This window comes from Rhizobium sp. BR 250, assembly GCF_047445855.1.
GTDB lineage: Bacteria > Pseudomonadota > Alphaproteobacteria > Rhizobiales > Rhizobiaceae > Agrobacterium > Agrobacterium tumefaciens_I.
On the sequence record NZ_JARWKW010000001.1, the window covers coordinates 92,618 to 106,595 of the forward strand.

Here is a 13,978-nt window from a genome sequence, read left to right on the forward strand (position 1 = left end):
GGGGTGGGATGGGGCAGCCGGCGGGCTTGGGAGGTTGCATTATTGCAGTGTCTTCCCCTTGGGCGTCTCTTCCGCCTCCGGCGCAGTGTGGATCACCTTCCACCCTTGCTGCATGGCGAGCTCCGTTGCAGCGTCTATCGCTGCCTGACGGTTCGGTGCGGTGCCAGCAATGTTCATGTCTGGCCCGATGATGAAAATCCCCCACCCCCGATGCTGGGAGGCGGTCTCGAACATCTCAACACCGTCGGTGAAAGTCTGCGACATAACCACGATCGGCCGGACGCTGATTGTTGTTTCGGTCATTTCGTGAAACCTCGCATGGCACCCTCTTCGTGAAGAAGGAGATGGCGCCGATAGGGATGAATCTTTGCGGAAAAGCCTGATGCTTCAGCCTCGCGGTGCCTCGCAATCTGCGCCCAGACATCCGCGACGAAGCTTTCGACCTGATCGTCAACCTGCTCAGGTGTCAGCCCCCGAGATTGGAGCAACACCGCAAGACGCCGGGTTTCGGTGGTGAAGAACCGCTCCCCTTTGGCTCCCTCGTGATGGTCGATATAGCCGGCGACGATACGCACGCGGCGCGCCCACGCATCGATCGGCAATTCCAGCACCTCACCCATGTCGTGCTCTCCTGTAGTTTGCGCCATGAGGCTCCGCCTCTTGGAACTCCGTTGGGGACTGGTCCCCAAACCCCATTTGCCCTTCACGCTGCGCGTTCGGGTTTTTCTGCGATGATGGGGGAGGAGATTTCATCTCATCGTTTAAGGACGAGGAAATAGCTCGGCATTCGCTTGAGACAGATGTGTCGCTAGTAGTGCTCTTCTTATATACTCGCGACATGTCTGTCTCACGCCGCTGACGACGATACCATCCAGCCCGGGAAATGCCTTCCTGCTCCCATGGCTTCGCCGCGGAAATCGACACTGCCGCCAGTTCCGATCGGGACCGCATCAACGGGTTTTTCATTCGGCGCTTCGCAGCAACCCGCCGGCGGTCGAGTTGTCGTTTTCGTTCCTTCGCCCGGGCGGTGCGCTCCTCTTTCGGGACGTCATGCGCACCGATAGTTTTGAGCTCCAAGCGAGTCCGTTCCTCCAGACTGACCATCATGAGGCAAGCCACATGGTCAGCCTTCAGCATTCGGTTCTTGCCCTGTTTGCCTGACGCCAACTTCTTGGCCGCGGCTTCCAGTTCGGTAAGAAGCTCCTCATTCTGGAGCCATGGCGCCCAGCGCCGCGACCAACCGCGCACCGCGCTACCTGCTCCTGAAAGCGCGAACGCACGCAGATAGGCGAGGCAGAGTTCCTCGTCGTCAGATCCTGACGGATCTGGGATGTAGGAGCCGTGGCGGGCGCGGATAATTTTCTCGATCTCGGCCACTCGGACGAGATTGACGGCAGGAGTATCGCTTTCCGGCAGCCAGGGGCGTGTCATTTCGGCAATAATGCATTTGCCGACCCGGGCCTCTCCTGTGGCCCGGGCTTGTTGTCGAAGGCGGTGCGCAGTCGTTATGCTCATTTTCACTGGCCGCCTGTCTGAAACTGCTCAAGGAATTCCGGAAGTGTCATGCGATGAGCGGCAGCAAGCGAGGTGAGGGCAAAAACGCGTTCCTCAATTTCGTCGCGAGTTGCTGGTTCTCGTCGCGCCAGTTCGCCGGCCGCCGCCTCGAGGCGCTCGCCCAGCCGGTCATATTCGGCATCGAGAAGCTCGGAGACTGGCGCACTCAAAGCGCAACGAGGCATGGACGATATACCGTCCAGTGCATCCATTAGCCGCCGCGTTGCGGTCGTGACCGTGACGAGTTCCCCTACCGTCAGATTTTGCATGGTGTCGCTAATCGTGCTATTTGTACGCATGTTCATATCGTTTCCTTGTGTCGGATTGAGTGGACCATGGCTCGGAACCGTTGGCGCGGTTGCCGGGCCTTTTGTTTTTTGGCTCATGCTACGTCGCCCATAAAAAACTCGAGAAGCTTCGGCTTGCTAGCAACCCAGCGACCTTTGATTTTCCTCGCCGGTATCAAGCCGCGTTCTAAAAGTTGAAAAGTCACTCTCGGAGTACGCCCAATAACCCGTGCGATTTCTTCTCCTCCCCACACCAGTTCGATGGTGTCATTCTTGCTTTCGCCATCATTGTGCATGTCAGTTCCTTCGCAAATCGGTGAATAGAGGTGATGGCTGGTAGCCACTGGTTAACCATGGCTAATAGCCATCATTGCGTCAAGAATAAAAATATGGCTGATAGCCATCATGACAAAAAAGCCGATATCTCAACCTCAGGATAAATTCATTGTTCGCCTTCCCGATGGGCTGAGGGAGCGAATCCGTGCGAGCGCTGAAAACCAAAATCGAAGCATGAACGCAGATATCGTGGCCCGTCTCGAATTGAGCTTCGAAGGTCAGGATCTCTCTGGAAAGGTCGCCTATCTTGAGGGAATGAATGACGCGCTGGGCAGAACTGTGAGGGCGTTCATTGACCATCTCACCCAAACACCTGAAGGGCGCGAGGCAGTGCTCAAAGCGATACTGACTGACGAATTCTCCGCAGCAATTCCACCTGATGAGGGGCTGTAATGTCTGTACGGAAACGTGAATGGACAACCCCGAAGGGTGAGGCAAAGAGCGCCTGGGTGGTCGATTATTTCGACACCGCCGGTAAGCGGCGCCTGAAGACCTTCAAGCTTAAGAAGGACGCGGACCGGTTCGCCGCAACCGCCTCGGTTGAAGTCAGGGAAGGCGTCCACGTCGCTGACAGCGCAAGCGTGACTGTCGAGAAGGCTGGTGCTCTCTGGATCGCCTCGGGCGAAAGCGCTGGTCTTGAGCGTTCATCTATGGACCAGCGCAAGAGCCACCTGAAACACCACATAAACCCGCTTATCGGCCAGACGCTGTTATCGCGACTCAACGTTCCGTCCGTCAGGGACTTCGAAGACACGATGCGCCAGAACGGGCGGTCGCCGGCGATGGTGAAGAAGGTTCTGACCTCTCTAGGCTCGATCCTGTCTGATGCGAATGAGCGTGGCCTTGCTACGCGCAATCCGGTGCGGGACATTCGCTCTAGCAGAAAGGGGCGCGACAGGCGGCAGGAGAAGCGCCAGAAGGGCAAACTCGTCGTTGGCATGGACATTCCAACCAGAAGCGAAATTAAGGCGCTGGTGGCCGCTCTGGACGGTAACTGGAGGCCGTTGCTCGTGACAGCTATCTTTACGGGCATGAGGTCGTCGGAAATCCGTGGCCTTCGCTGGCGGGACGTGAATTTCAAAAAGGCAGAGATCCACGTCAATCAGCGCGCCGACCAGTTCAAGGAAATCGGCCCGACGAAGTCAGAGGCCGGCGTCAGAACGATCCCGGTTCCTCCCGTCGTCATCGCGGCTTTGAAGGAACATAAGCTCCGCCAGCCGCCCGGCTTCGAACTCGTCTTCGCCAATCCAGACGGCGAACCCCGGTCACATGCGAACATCGTCAACAAGGGCCTCAAGCCGGCGATGATTCGAGCTGGCGTGACCGTGGGCGAGGGGGATGCCATCGAGGCGAAATACACCGGCCTCCACGCGCTGCGCCACTTCTACGCCTCTTGGCTCATCAACCGGAAGGAAGACGGCGGCTTAGGCCTGCCGGTCAAAATGGTGCAGGAACGCATGGGCCATTCCTCGATCGTGATGACGATGGACACCTATGGCCACCTGTTCCCGCGGCTGGATGATGGGACAGAACTAGCACAAGCCGCGAACATTTTGCTCGATTGACTGCAACATGGTTGCGACAAACAGGGAAATTGCGGAGAGAATTCAAGGGCGGGTGAAAGCCTGCAAATCCTTGTACCCCGGTTCAATTCCGGGCGAGGCCTCCAAATTTCTCTCACCATCGGCATCATATTTATCTACGCTCCGCAGATGATGCGGGCGCGTGCCGTTTTCGGCCAGAATGCAGGAGGAGAGCGTGGATCAGGATCAGCGAGACAATGCGGGCAACGACAGGAAGCGAAGGCTCTGGCCATGGCTGCTCGTCGGTGTCGTTACTGTTCTGGCGATCTATGCCTATACGACGACGGTCGAGATGATCGAGGACATGGCGCGGCTCTGGAGCGATCTCGTTCAGCTTTTCTGGTGGATCATGCCGGATATTCCCGCCTCCTGACGGCGTATTTCCTGCCGATCGCGAGAAATTTGCATCACCCGCCAGTGCTTTTTGGGATCGCAGCCAATGAGCGCGCTTGAAAGCGCAGCTTCTGGCAATTATGAGATTGTTTTAACGGTCGGCTGCATCTTCCGACTTTGGGCTGGTTTCCAGCCCCTATCCTTGAAATTGAGGCGATAAGGACATGATGGATTTCGAAACCGCACGCGCCAATATGGTCGACAGCCAGTTGCGCACGACCGACGTGACGTCGCATTCGGTGCTGAAGGCGTTTTTGAGCGTGCCGCGCGAGGCTTTCGTGCCGGCGGGCGTGCGGCAGATTGCCTATGTGGACGAGGATCTGCAGATCTGTCCGGCCCGCGACGGCCGCCCGGCCCGTTACGTCATGAAGGCCTCGCCGCTGGCGAAGCTTTTGCAGCTTGTGGCAGTGTCTAAGGAAGATGTGGTGCTGGAAGTCGGCGGTGGTTCCGGTTATGCGGCCGCCATTCTTTCGGAGCTTGCCGGTTCGGTCGTTTCGCTTGAAAGCGACGAGGCGCTGGCAGCGGAAGCGACCGGGACGCTGGCATCGCTCGGATATGACAATGTCGCCGTCGTGACCGGCGATCTCGGTAAGGGTTATGCGGGCGAGGCACCCTACGACCTTATTTTCATCAACGGCTCGGTGGAAGAAGTGCCTGCGGCGCTGACCGATCAGCTGCGCGAAGGCGGTCGTCTGGTCGTCGTCGTCGGCTATGGCAATGCCGCAAAGGCAACCGTCTATCGCCGCGACGGCAACAGCACGTCGGCTGCCACCTTCTTCAATGCTTCGGTCAAGCCTTTGCCGGGTTTCGCCAAGGCCGCCGAATTCGTTTTCTGATCGGCAGACGATCATCCGTTTTCAGAGAGCCGGGGTGGATTTTCCGCCCCGGCTTTTTTGTGCCTGACTTATCAGGAGAGTACCGGTTTCCGGGCAGCGCGCACAAAGCTGTGCATCATCATGAAACTTGTCGAATCAGTGATTTAGTTCCGGGTTATGCTGCCCTAGACTAAGGGTGATTCGGGGTGTGCGTATTTCTGCCCCGTATGAGCCTGCAACAGGGATGGCGAAATGCTCAAGCGCTTTGGCCGAACCTGTTTCAGGGCATCGGCCCGGCACCGGCTTCGGTTGTCGCGGAAACGATGTGCGAATTGAACAGGTAAGAGTGCTCCGGCCGATATCCGAGGGATGCGGCAAGGGTGCTCAAGAGTGGAAACCGGGGATTGATATGGCTCAGCCAAGTGTCGCGCGTGAACCGTCCATGGAAGAAATTCTGGCGTCTATTCGCCGGATCATCGAAAGCAACGAAACCGGGCCGGCAGGCGCGTTTTCCGGGCAGTTGCCGCCGGTTTATGACGATGAAGACGGAGCCGCAAGCGAGGCCGCCTTCGTGGCGGAGCCCGTGAGCCCGCCGGCGCGTGTTCCCCCCGCTGCAAATCAGGCTTTTGGCGCCCGTCCGGCGCAGGATTTTTCACCTGCCTCCGAAAAGCCCGCCGCCGAGCGGCAGGAGAGCCAGGGTGAAAAGACCATGTCGCTTGCCGATGTCGCCGCCCGCGTGCGCGCCGCCGCCGACCGCAACGCCGCCATGGGGCCGCAGGCATTTGCCGCACAGGCCCAGCGTGGCGCGTCCGAGGCCACACCCGCTTCCTCGAATGTATCGCAGCCTGTGGCCGCACCGTCCGCTGAACGGGCGGCACCGCAGCGTCCGACGGATGTTCGCCCGCTCATGGCCGCCGTTGCCAGCGCCAGCGAGCAGCCGGTGCCTTTCGCATCGGAAGACCGTGCTGCTGCGGCCGCCATTGAAAGCGCGCCTCTGGCGGAAAACCGCTTCGATCAGCTGACGCTGCGCGGCGCCATCGAAATGCCGCTGGCCACGGAGCGCTTCGACGTTACGGTGCGGGAGCCTGCCGTGGAGATGCCGGCATTCGATCTGGCCGAGCTGGAAACGAAAGACAGGGCGGATGTCGAGGACGGCCTGTCGCTCAATCTCCTTTCCGCCGCCGCCGGCGCGCAGATCGCCCGTTCCTTCAGCGAGCTGGCGGAGGTTTTCGACGGCGTCGAGCGGCGTTCGATCGAGGATCTGGCTGCCGATATGCTGCGCCCGATGCTGCAGGACTGGCTGGAAGACAATCTTCCGACGCTGGTCGAGCGCCTCGTGCGCGAGGAAATCGAGCGCGTCGCGCGCGGCTCACGCCGTTAAGGCCGGCCCGGGCACGGGCTGTGTTCGCTGATGATGCGACGAAACAGGAGCCGCTCCGGCACAGGAGCGGCTTTTTTGTTGAAGATGAAGGTGTTATGGGGGCATAGTCACCCGTGGGTCCACTCAATGGTTGGCTCGCGGGCGGGTTTCTGTTGACTCTCTCCCGTCCATCCTTATTTAAAAAATCCACACAAGAACTCTAAAATTCAGGTCAGGAAATGCTCGAAAAGACCTACGATTCCGCATCCGTCGAACCGAAGATCGCCAAAGCCTGGGACGAGGCTAACGCTTTTCGTGCCGGCGCCAACGCCAAGCCGGGCGCGGAAACCTTCACCATCGTCATCCCGCCGCCGAATGTGACCGGCTCCCTGCATATGGGCCATGCGCTCAACAACACGTTGCAGGATATTCTGGTCCGCTTCGAGCGCATGCGCGGCAAGGACGTGTTGTGGCAGCCGGGCATGGACCATGCCGGCATCGCCACGCAGATGGTCGTCGAGCGCAAGCTGATGGAACAGCAGCTGCCGGGCCGCCGCGAGATGGGCCGCGAGGCTTTCGTGGAGAAGGTCTGGGAATGGAAGGCTGAATCCGGCGGCCTGATCTTCAACCAGCTGAAACGCCTCGGCGCCTCCTGCGACTGGTCGCGCGAGCGCTTCACCATGGATGAAGGTCTCTCCGAGGCGGTTCTCGAAGTCTTCGTCACGCTCTACAAGCAGAACCTGATCTATAAGGCCAAGCGCCTCGTCAACTGGGACCCCAAGCTGCAGACTGCGATTTCCGACATGGAAGTCGAACAGATCGAGGTGAAGGGCAACCTCTGGCACTTCCGTTATCCGCTGGAAAAGGGCGTCACCTATCAGTATCCGGTCGCTTTCGACGAGGAGGGCAAGCCCACCGAGTTTGAAACGCGCGATTATATCGTCGTTGCCACGACGCGACCCGAAACCATGCTTGGCGATACCGGCGTTGCGGTGAACCCGAAGGATGACCGCTACAAGGGCATCATCGGCAAGCATGTCATCCTGCCGATCGTTGGCCGCAAGATCCCGATCGTTGCCGATGATTATGCCGATCCGACGGCTGGAACCGGTGCGGTCAAGATCACGCCGGCGCATGACTTCAACGATTTCGAAGTCGGCAAGCGCTGCGGCCTGCGCGCCATCAATGTCATGAATATCGATGGCACGATCACCATCAAGGAGAACGAGGATTTCCTCGAAGGCCTCAACCATCCCGCCGCGCTGCATGGCGCATGGGATCGTCTCGAAGGGCAGGACCGCTTTACCGCCCGCAAGATCATCGTCGAAATCTTCGAGGAAGCCGGCCTGCTCGACAAGATCGAGCCGCACAAGCATGTGGTGCCGCATGGCGACCGCGGCGGCGTGCCGATCGAGCCGCGTCTAACCGACCAATGGTGGGTGGACAACAAGACGCTGGCCCAGCCGGCAATTGCCTCCGTTCGTGAAGGCCGCACCAATTTCGTACCGAAGAACTGGGAAAACACCTATTTCCAGTGGATGGAAAACATCCAGCCCTGGTGTATCTCGCGGCAATTGTGGTGGGGGCACCAGATTCCGGCATGGTACGGCCCGGACGGTCAGGTCTTCGTTGAAAAGACCGAGGAAGAGGCGCTGCAGGCTGCCATCCAGCATTACATCGCCCATGAAGGCCCGTGGAAGGCCTGGGTGGAAGAGAAGCTCGAAAACTTCGCGCCCGGCGAAATCCTGACGCGCGACGAAGACGTGCTCGACACCTGGTTCTCGTCGGCGCTCTGGCCGTTCTCGACGCTCGGCTGGCCCGAGCAGACGCCGGAACTGGCGCGTTATTATCCGACCAATGTGCTGGTCACCGGTTTCGACATCATCCCGTTCTGGGTGGTGCGGATGATGCAGATGGGCCTGCATTTCATGAAGGACGATGCCGGCAATCCGGTCGAGCCGTTCAGCACGGTCTACATCCACGCGCTGGTTCGCGACAAGAACGGCCAGAAGATGTCGAAGTCCAAGGGCAACGTCATCGACCCGCTGGAACTGATCGACGAATATGGCGCGGATGCGCTGCGTTTCACGCTGGCCATCATGGCGGCGCAGGGCCGCGACGTGAAGCTCGATCCGGCACGTATCGCCGGTTACCGCAACTTCGGCACGAAGCTCTGGAATGCGACACGTTTTGCCGAAATGAACGGCGTGAAGCGCGATCCGCATTTCCTGGCTGAAACCGCGTCGCTCACCATCAACCGCTGGATTCTGACCGAGCTTGCCAATACGGCGCGCGACGTGACGGCGGCGCTTGAGAACTTCCGCTTCAACGATGCTTCCGGCATTCTCTATCGTTTCGTGTGGAACCAGTTCTGCGACTGGTATCTGGAGCTGCTGAAGCCAGTCTTCAGCGGCGAAGACGAAAAGGCGAAAACGGAATCGCAGGCCTGCGCGGCTTATGTTCTGGAGGAGATCTACAAGCTCCTGCATCCCTTCATGCCCTTCATGACGGAGGAGCTGTGGGCTCATACGGCCGGTGAGGGAGAAGAGCGGGATAACCTGCTTTGCCTCACCGACTGGCCGGAGCCGGAATTCCGTGACGATGCCGCGGCGGCTGAAATCAACTGGCTGATCGATCTCGTCTCCGGCATCCGCTCTGCGCGCGCCGAGATGAACGTGCCGCCGGGCGCCACCGCCTCGCTGGTTGTCGTCGGCGCCAACACTTCCACCGAAGCGCGGCTTGACCGCCATGCCGCCGCCATCCGGCGTCTGGCGCGTGCGGATGAAATCCGCGCCGCCGATGTTGCGCCGAAGGGTTCCGCGCAGATCATCGTCGGTGAGGCCACCGTCTGCCTGCCACTCGGCAAGCTCATCGATCTGGCGGCCGAGGAAGCCCGTCTCGAAAAGGCGATCGGCAAGGTGGATGCGGAAATGGAACGTATCGACAAGAAGCTGTCGAACGAAAAATTCGTGGCCAATGCCGATCCGGAAGTCGTCGCCGCCGAGCGCGAGCGCAAGGCGGAGCTGGAAGTTCAGCTCGCAAGCCTGAGAACGGCGCTCACACGGGTCAGCGAAGCGGGGTAATACCGCTTAAGGCTTTGCAGAACAAAACGCCCCGTTTGCAACGGGGCGTTTTTCTTTGGCGTAACAATTCGTCTCGATTGATTGCTGCACTGCAATGGCGAATCATGCGCGCTGAAAGAGCGATTATTTCACGCCATATCCGGCCAAAATCGCTGAAAACAGCCGAAAAAACCAACAAAAACGGCCTGATAAGCGCGTTTCCTCGGGAAACTCGTGAGTGTGGTTATTTGGCGACAATTCCTGTCCCCAGTGGGAATTTGTTTCATTTTGTGTCTGATTGCTTCAATCGGATTAGAAAAATAACCTAAAATGATTATACAAGGGGATCGACATGGAATTCTTACGTAAAAAATGGAGAAGTGTCGCAGAACTGTGCCAGAGTGCGGCAGATTGTCATTTGCCGCGAAGCGCTTCACTCTTTTGACGATCACATTGCCTTGATTGGGGAGAGAGATGGCAAAAACTGCAATTTTTCGCGGCGCGGTATGTTTCGCAGTCAGCATCGCGGCGGTAACGCCCTCACTGGCGGGTGGCCTCGAGCGCGGCGGTTATAATATCGACCTGCTGTTCGATCCGTCCGATTATGTTCTCGACAGTTCCGCCACTTTCGTCGCACCGCAGCGCAAGGTGGAGAATGCGCGGGACAATCCGCTGAAAAGCGGTCCTTTGCCTGCGTCCTGGTCGAACAGCGCAGATGACTCCGAAAATTTCTGGTCGACCCGTATCGGTGCCAAGGCGGCAATCGGTGATTTGGGCGACTGCATGTTCGATTACTCCGAACCGTGGGGCGCACATTTGAAGCCCGGGATCTGGCAGGGATCGAGCTACAACATCGAAACCAAGGTCAAGTCGCATAACTACGCTACGACCTGCCGCGTCAAGTTCGATCTCGGCAAGGGCGATTTTTCGATCATCGGCGGCGGTTTCTATCAGGAACTCAGCGGTTACAAATACCGTCAGGTCCTCGGACCGGGCGTGCTTGGTCTTAATCCCGCATGGTCCAGCTTCAGCGGCGTCGGCAAGCTGGAGATGGAAGGCGATGGCTGGGGCTGGCGCGCCGGCATGGCCTATGAAATCCCTGAAATCGCGTTCCGCGCCAGCCTTGTTTATAACAGCGCTGTCGATCACGATCTGACCGGCTTCGCCGATGTCAGAGCGATCCCGCAGACACCGCCGTCCATATCTCCGACGCTTGCAAAATACGGCGGCAAGCTCGTGCCGATCTATGGCTCCGTTTCCATGCCAGACAGCATCGAACTCAAGGTGCAATCCGGCATAGCGCCAGACTGGCTTGCTTTCGGTTCGGTGAAGTGGACCGACTGGAGCCAGATTCAGGTCATTCCTTTCTGCGCGGTCGGCACGTCTCCCTGCGTTCCAAGTGGCGCAGACACGCTGAATACGCTTGACCTGTTCTATCGCGACGGCTGGACGATTTCCGGCGGCGTTGGTCACAAGTTCAACGAACAGTGGAGCGGCGCGGTCAGCCTGACCTGGGATCGTGGCACGTCCACGGTTATCGGTACGCAGACCGACACCTGGACCCTTGGCACACAGGTGGTCTATTCGCCCAACAAGAACATCGAGTTCAAGATTGCAGGCGCACTTGGTCTGCTGACCTCGGGTAAGTCTTCGATCAACGGCGGACCCTGCGGCGCGGGCTTCACCTGCGGCAACGAGGCAGGCTACGACTTCGGCAATGACCTCGTGGCGGCGATCTCTACCGGCGTGAAGGTCAAGTTCTGATCCAATCCTTTCGTTGATGCTAAAATAAAGGTCCGGTTTACCAACCGGGCCTTTTTTCATGCGCGACTATGATTCTTGCTCGATAAAATTTTCTAGCCCGAAAGTTTTGTGACGATTTGGCAACACTTTTCTGCAAGCGTGGGGTCGCGTTGGAATGTGAGCATATCTGTCCATTTCCCGCCACAAACAGGGTGCTTGGCTTATGTTTAGGGACGCGGGAATGGAAGAACATGCAGGCGTTTGATGTGGTGGTGCGCAATGCCTAAAAGTGAAAACGGATTTGGATTCAGGGTTTAAGCAAGTAATACGGGAATTTCGCCCGGCTTTCTTGTTTGGCGCTGACCGGCGGGCGGTGAGATGCCGTTATATTGCCGGAAATTATGCCTATATCTGTTTAACTGGAAAATTAGGGCAATTGCCACGAAAGACCACCGGTGGTGCGCTGGAAAGTGCTGCCGGAAAGACGCAGTGTGTTCGAAAAATCGCGACCCGGCGGGGTTCGGCTTTGCAGTATTCCGCAAGTATTGGCTATATGCCGGGAAGAGTGAGAGAAGTTCGCTGAAATGCTGAAATGTGAAGCCAACGTTTTAAAGCCGCTCCTTATGGGCATGTTGCTTGCGTCGCTCGCAATGCCTGCTGCGGCTTTTGACATCAATGCGGGCGTGACCAAGGAATCCGGCCCCTTCGACCTGTTCAAGTTCGGCTTCAAGGCCTACAAGAACGGCAACAAGGGTGAAGCCGTCGAGGCCTATCGCTACGCAGCCGAAAAAGGCCATACCGGCTCGCGCTGGGCGCTTGCCAATATGTATGCCTATGGCGATGGCGTCGCCAAGAACGACTTCGAAGCTTTCAAGATCTACAGCGAGATTGCCAATCAGGGCGTGGAGCCCGGTTCGGAAGATACCGGCTTTTTCGTCAATGCACTTCTTTCCCTTGCCGATTATTACCGTCACGGCATTCCCGGCAGCCCGGTGAAAATGGACCTTTCGCAGGCCCGTCAGCTTTATTTCCAGGTGGCTTCCACCTTCGGCGTGGCTGAAGCGCAGTTCCGTCTGGCGGAGATGATCCTGGCCGGCGAGGGCGGTCGCGCCGATGTGCAACAGGCCAAGAAGTGGTTGAACCAGGCCCGTAAGCACGGCCATGCCGGCGCCATGTCGATTTTCGGCAATCTGATCTTCCAGGAAGGCCAGACGACGCAGGGGCTGGCCTTCATGACCGCGGCGCTTGACAAATGCACGGCGGCCGACTGTACCTGGATCCAGAACCTGCAGGAGCAGGCCTTTTCGCTGGCCGGCGAAAATGATCGCCGCGCGGCCATCGCCATGGCGCAGAACATGCAGTTCAACGATCCTGATTGAGAATGGGCCGGATTGAGAATGCCGATCGGGACGGTTTCATCCGCCCGATGGAAGCGGGTCAGCCAACCGGGCTGAAATCGAAATAACCGCAGACCGGCACATGGTCGGACGGTTTTTCCCAGGCCCGCACATGTTTTTCGATCTCGACTGATTGCAGCTTGTCAGCCGCTTCCGCTGACAGCATCAGATGATCGATGCGGATGCCGTTGTTTTTCGGCCATGCCCCGGCCTGATAGTCCCAGAAGGAATAAAGTCCTGCCGCATCGGTCGTCGCACGCGCGGCATCGGTGAAGCCGAGATTCTCCAGTTTGCGGAAGGCCGCGCGGGTCTTCGGCAGGAACAGGGCGTCACCTTCCCATACGCGGGGGTCGTGGCAATCGAAGGGCTCGGGAATGACATTGTAGTCACCCGCCAGAATCAGCGGCTCTTCGAGCGCAAGGCGGTCTTCGGCAAAGCGCCGCAGCCTTTCCATCCAGGCAAGCTTGTAGGGATATTTCACCGGATCGTCGGGCGGATTGCCGTTTGGCAGGTAAAGCGAGCAGACACGGATCGCGCCGCCTTCGACGGAAAACACGCCTTCGATGAAACGCGCCTGTTCATCGGCATCATCGCCCGGCAGACCGCGATTGACCTCGTCCGGCTTGACCTTCGAGAGCAGGGCGACGCCGTTGAAGCCTTTCTGGCCATGGGTCTCGACGTGATAACCCAGCGCCTCAAGCTCCAGCCGGGGAAAGCCCTCGTCGACCGACTTGATCTCCTGAAGGCAGACGATGTCGGGCGACGAATCCTTCAGCCACTGGCAGAGGTTTTCGATACGCGCCTTAACGCCGTTGATGTTCCAGGTGACAATCTTCATCGGAATTTCCCTTTTGTGGGGGTACTTTTACCCGATGCAAAACCGATTGCCACCGTTTTTGGAAAACGGCCCTGTGGATGTGGTGGAAAGATGATGTCAGATCGAGAAGCTCGTGCCGCAGCCGCAGCTTGCCACGGCATTCGGGTTCTTGATCTGGAAGGACTGGCCGAGCAGATTGTCGACGAAGTCGATTTCGGAGCCGGCCATATAAACGACGGACAGGCTGTCGATCAGCACCTTGGCATCGCCGCGCGCGATCACGATATCGTCATCGGTGGGGTCTTCGGCCAGATCGAACTTGTAGGAGAAGCCCGAGCAGCCGCCTCCTTCCACGGAGACGCGCAGCGCCTGTTTGCCGGCATCGGCGGCGACGATCTGCGCGATTCGCTTCGCCGCTGCTTCCGAAAGGGTAATGTCGCTGTTTTCCATGTCGTTTCTCCTGCCGGGGTCAAGAACCGGAGAGCAATAATCTCGTTGTCATCATTATAAACCGGTCAAATTAACGGTCTATAGCCTGTTGAAGGCGGTCAACGTGGCGATGATGCTTTGCGCTGACCTCTGCGATAGGTATGAAGGGTGAATGAAAAGGTCAATGGCCGAGACCAAAAGG

The 13,978-nt window shown here is 58.4% G+C and carries 15 protein-coding genes; 8 read left to right on the top strand and 7 right to left on the bottom strand.

Annotated features, from left to right (window positions below; genetic code table 11):
• Window positions 1-39: 39 nt before the first annotated feature.
• The 5 genes from QD336_RS00510 to QD336_RS00530 all read right to left on the bottom strand — a co-directional run bounded on the left by QD336_RS00510 (window position 40) and on the right by QD336_RS00530 (window position 2,137).
• The gene (locus tag QD336_RS00510) at window positions 40-303 is read right to left on the bottom strand and encodes a hypothetical protein (RefSeq protein WP_499168815.1); all 264 of its coding nucleotides are present in this window, start codon (window positions 301-303) and stop codon (window positions 40-42) included.
• On the bottom strand, window positions 300-620 hold the full coding sequence (locus QD336_RS00515; protein ID WP_499168816.1) for a DUF6074 family protein: 321 nt from the start codon (window positions 618-620) through the stop codon (window positions 300-302). Before QD336_RS00515 ends, QD336_RS00510 begins: the two co-directional genes overlap by 4 nt.
• Window positions 613-1,515 (bottom strand): hypothetical protein, encoded by a 903-nt coding sequence (locus QD336_RS00520; RefSeq protein ID WP_499168818.1) that lies wholly within the window; start codon window positions 1,513-1,515, stop codon window positions 613-615. The genes QD336_RS00515 and QD336_RS00520 overlap by 8 nt, the downstream gene beginning before the upstream one ends.
• 2 nt (window positions 1,516-1,517) lie before the next feature.
• Window positions 1,518-1,859, bottom strand: a complete 342-nt coding sequence (locus QD336_RS00525) for a hypothetical protein (RefSeq protein WP_499168820.1) — start codon at window positions 1,857-1,859, stop codon at window positions 1,518-1,520.
• Between the two features lie 77 nt (window positions 1,860-1,936).
• Complete coding sequence (locus QD336_RS00530) at window positions 1,937-2,137, bottom strand: DNA-binding protein (RefSeq protein WP_499168821.1); 201 nt, start codon at window positions 2,135-2,137, stop codon at window positions 1,937-1,939.
• Between the two features lie 109 nt (window positions 2,138-2,246).
• On the opposite strand from QD336_RS00530, the gene QD336_RS00535 reads away from it, so the two are divergent.
• From QD336_RS00535 to exoR, 8 genes are all read left to right on the top strand, one after another.
• On the top strand, window positions 2,247-2,570 hold the full coding sequence (locus tag QD336_RS00535) for an Arc family DNA-binding protein (RefSeq protein ID WP_279657243.1): 324 nt from the start codon (window positions 2,247-2,249) through the stop codon (window positions 2,568-2,570).
• The gene (locus QD336_RS00540; RefSeq protein ID WP_499168823.1) at window positions 2,570-3,742 is read left to right on the top strand and encodes a tyrosine-type recombinase/integrase; all 1,173 of its coding nucleotides are present in this window, start codon (window positions 2,570-2,572) and stop codon (window positions 3,740-3,742) included. Before QD336_RS00535 ends, QD336_RS00540 begins: the two co-directional genes overlap by 1 nt.
• A 193-nt stretch (window positions 3,743-3,935) precedes the next feature.
• Window positions 3,936-4,133, top strand: a complete 198-nt coding sequence (locus tag QD336_RS00545) for a hypothetical protein (RefSeq protein ID WP_442864862.1) — start codon at window positions 3,936-3,938, stop codon at window positions 4,131-4,133.
• A 184-nt stretch (window positions 4,134-4,317) separates the two neighbouring features.
• Window positions 4,318-4,989 (top strand): protein-L-isoaspartate O-methyltransferase family protein, encoded by a 672-nt coding sequence (locus tag QD336_RS00550; protein ID WP_499168825.1) that lies wholly within the window; start codon window positions 4,318-4,320, stop codon window positions 4,987-4,989.
• A 388-nt stretch (window positions 4,990-5,377) separates the two neighbouring features.
• A complete protein-coding gene (gene popZ / locus QD336_RS00555) occupies window positions 5,378-6,349 on the top strand; it encodes a cell division protein PopZ (RefSeq protein WP_499168827.1) in 972 nt (323 codons plus the stop codon).
• 218 nt (window positions 6,350-6,567) lie between these two features.
• A complete protein-coding gene (locus tag QD336_RS00560; protein ID WP_269341165.1) occupies window positions 6,568-9,411 on the top strand; it encodes a valine--tRNA ligase in 2,844 nt (947 codons plus the stop codon).
• Window positions 9,412-9,864: 453 nt separating this feature from the next.
• Window positions 9,865-11,154 (top strand): outer membrane protein transport protein, encoded by a 1,290-nt coding sequence (locus QD336_RS00565; RefSeq protein WP_269341166.1) that lies wholly within the window; start codon window positions 9,865-9,867, stop codon window positions 11,152-11,154.
• 563 nt (window positions 11,155-11,717) lie between these two features.
• Window positions 11,718-12,512: an exopolysaccharide production regulator ExoR gene (gene exoR / locus QD336_RS00570; protein ID WP_003509731.1), complete on the top strand. Its 795-nt coding sequence runs from the start codon at window positions 11,718-11,720 to the stop codon at window positions 12,510-12,512.
• 58 nt (window positions 12,513-12,570) lie between these two features.
• Here exoR and xth read toward each other — a convergent pair whose 3' ends face one another.
• Both xth and erpA read right to left on the bottom strand, forming a co-directional pair.
• The gene (gene xth / locus QD336_RS00575; protein ID WP_499168830.1) at window positions 12,571-13,368 is read right to left on the bottom strand and encodes an exodeoxyribonuclease III; all 798 of its coding nucleotides are present in this window, start codon (window positions 13,366-13,368) and stop codon (window positions 12,571-12,573) included.
• 96 nt (window positions 13,369-13,464) lie between these two features.
• Window positions 13,465-13,797: an iron-sulfur cluster insertion protein ErpA gene (erpA, locus tag QD336_RS00580; protein WP_269341169.1), complete on the bottom strand. Its 333-nt coding sequence runs from the start codon at window positions 13,795-13,797 to the stop codon at window positions 13,465-13,467.
• Between the last annotated feature and the right edge of the window lie 181 nt (window positions 13,798-13,978).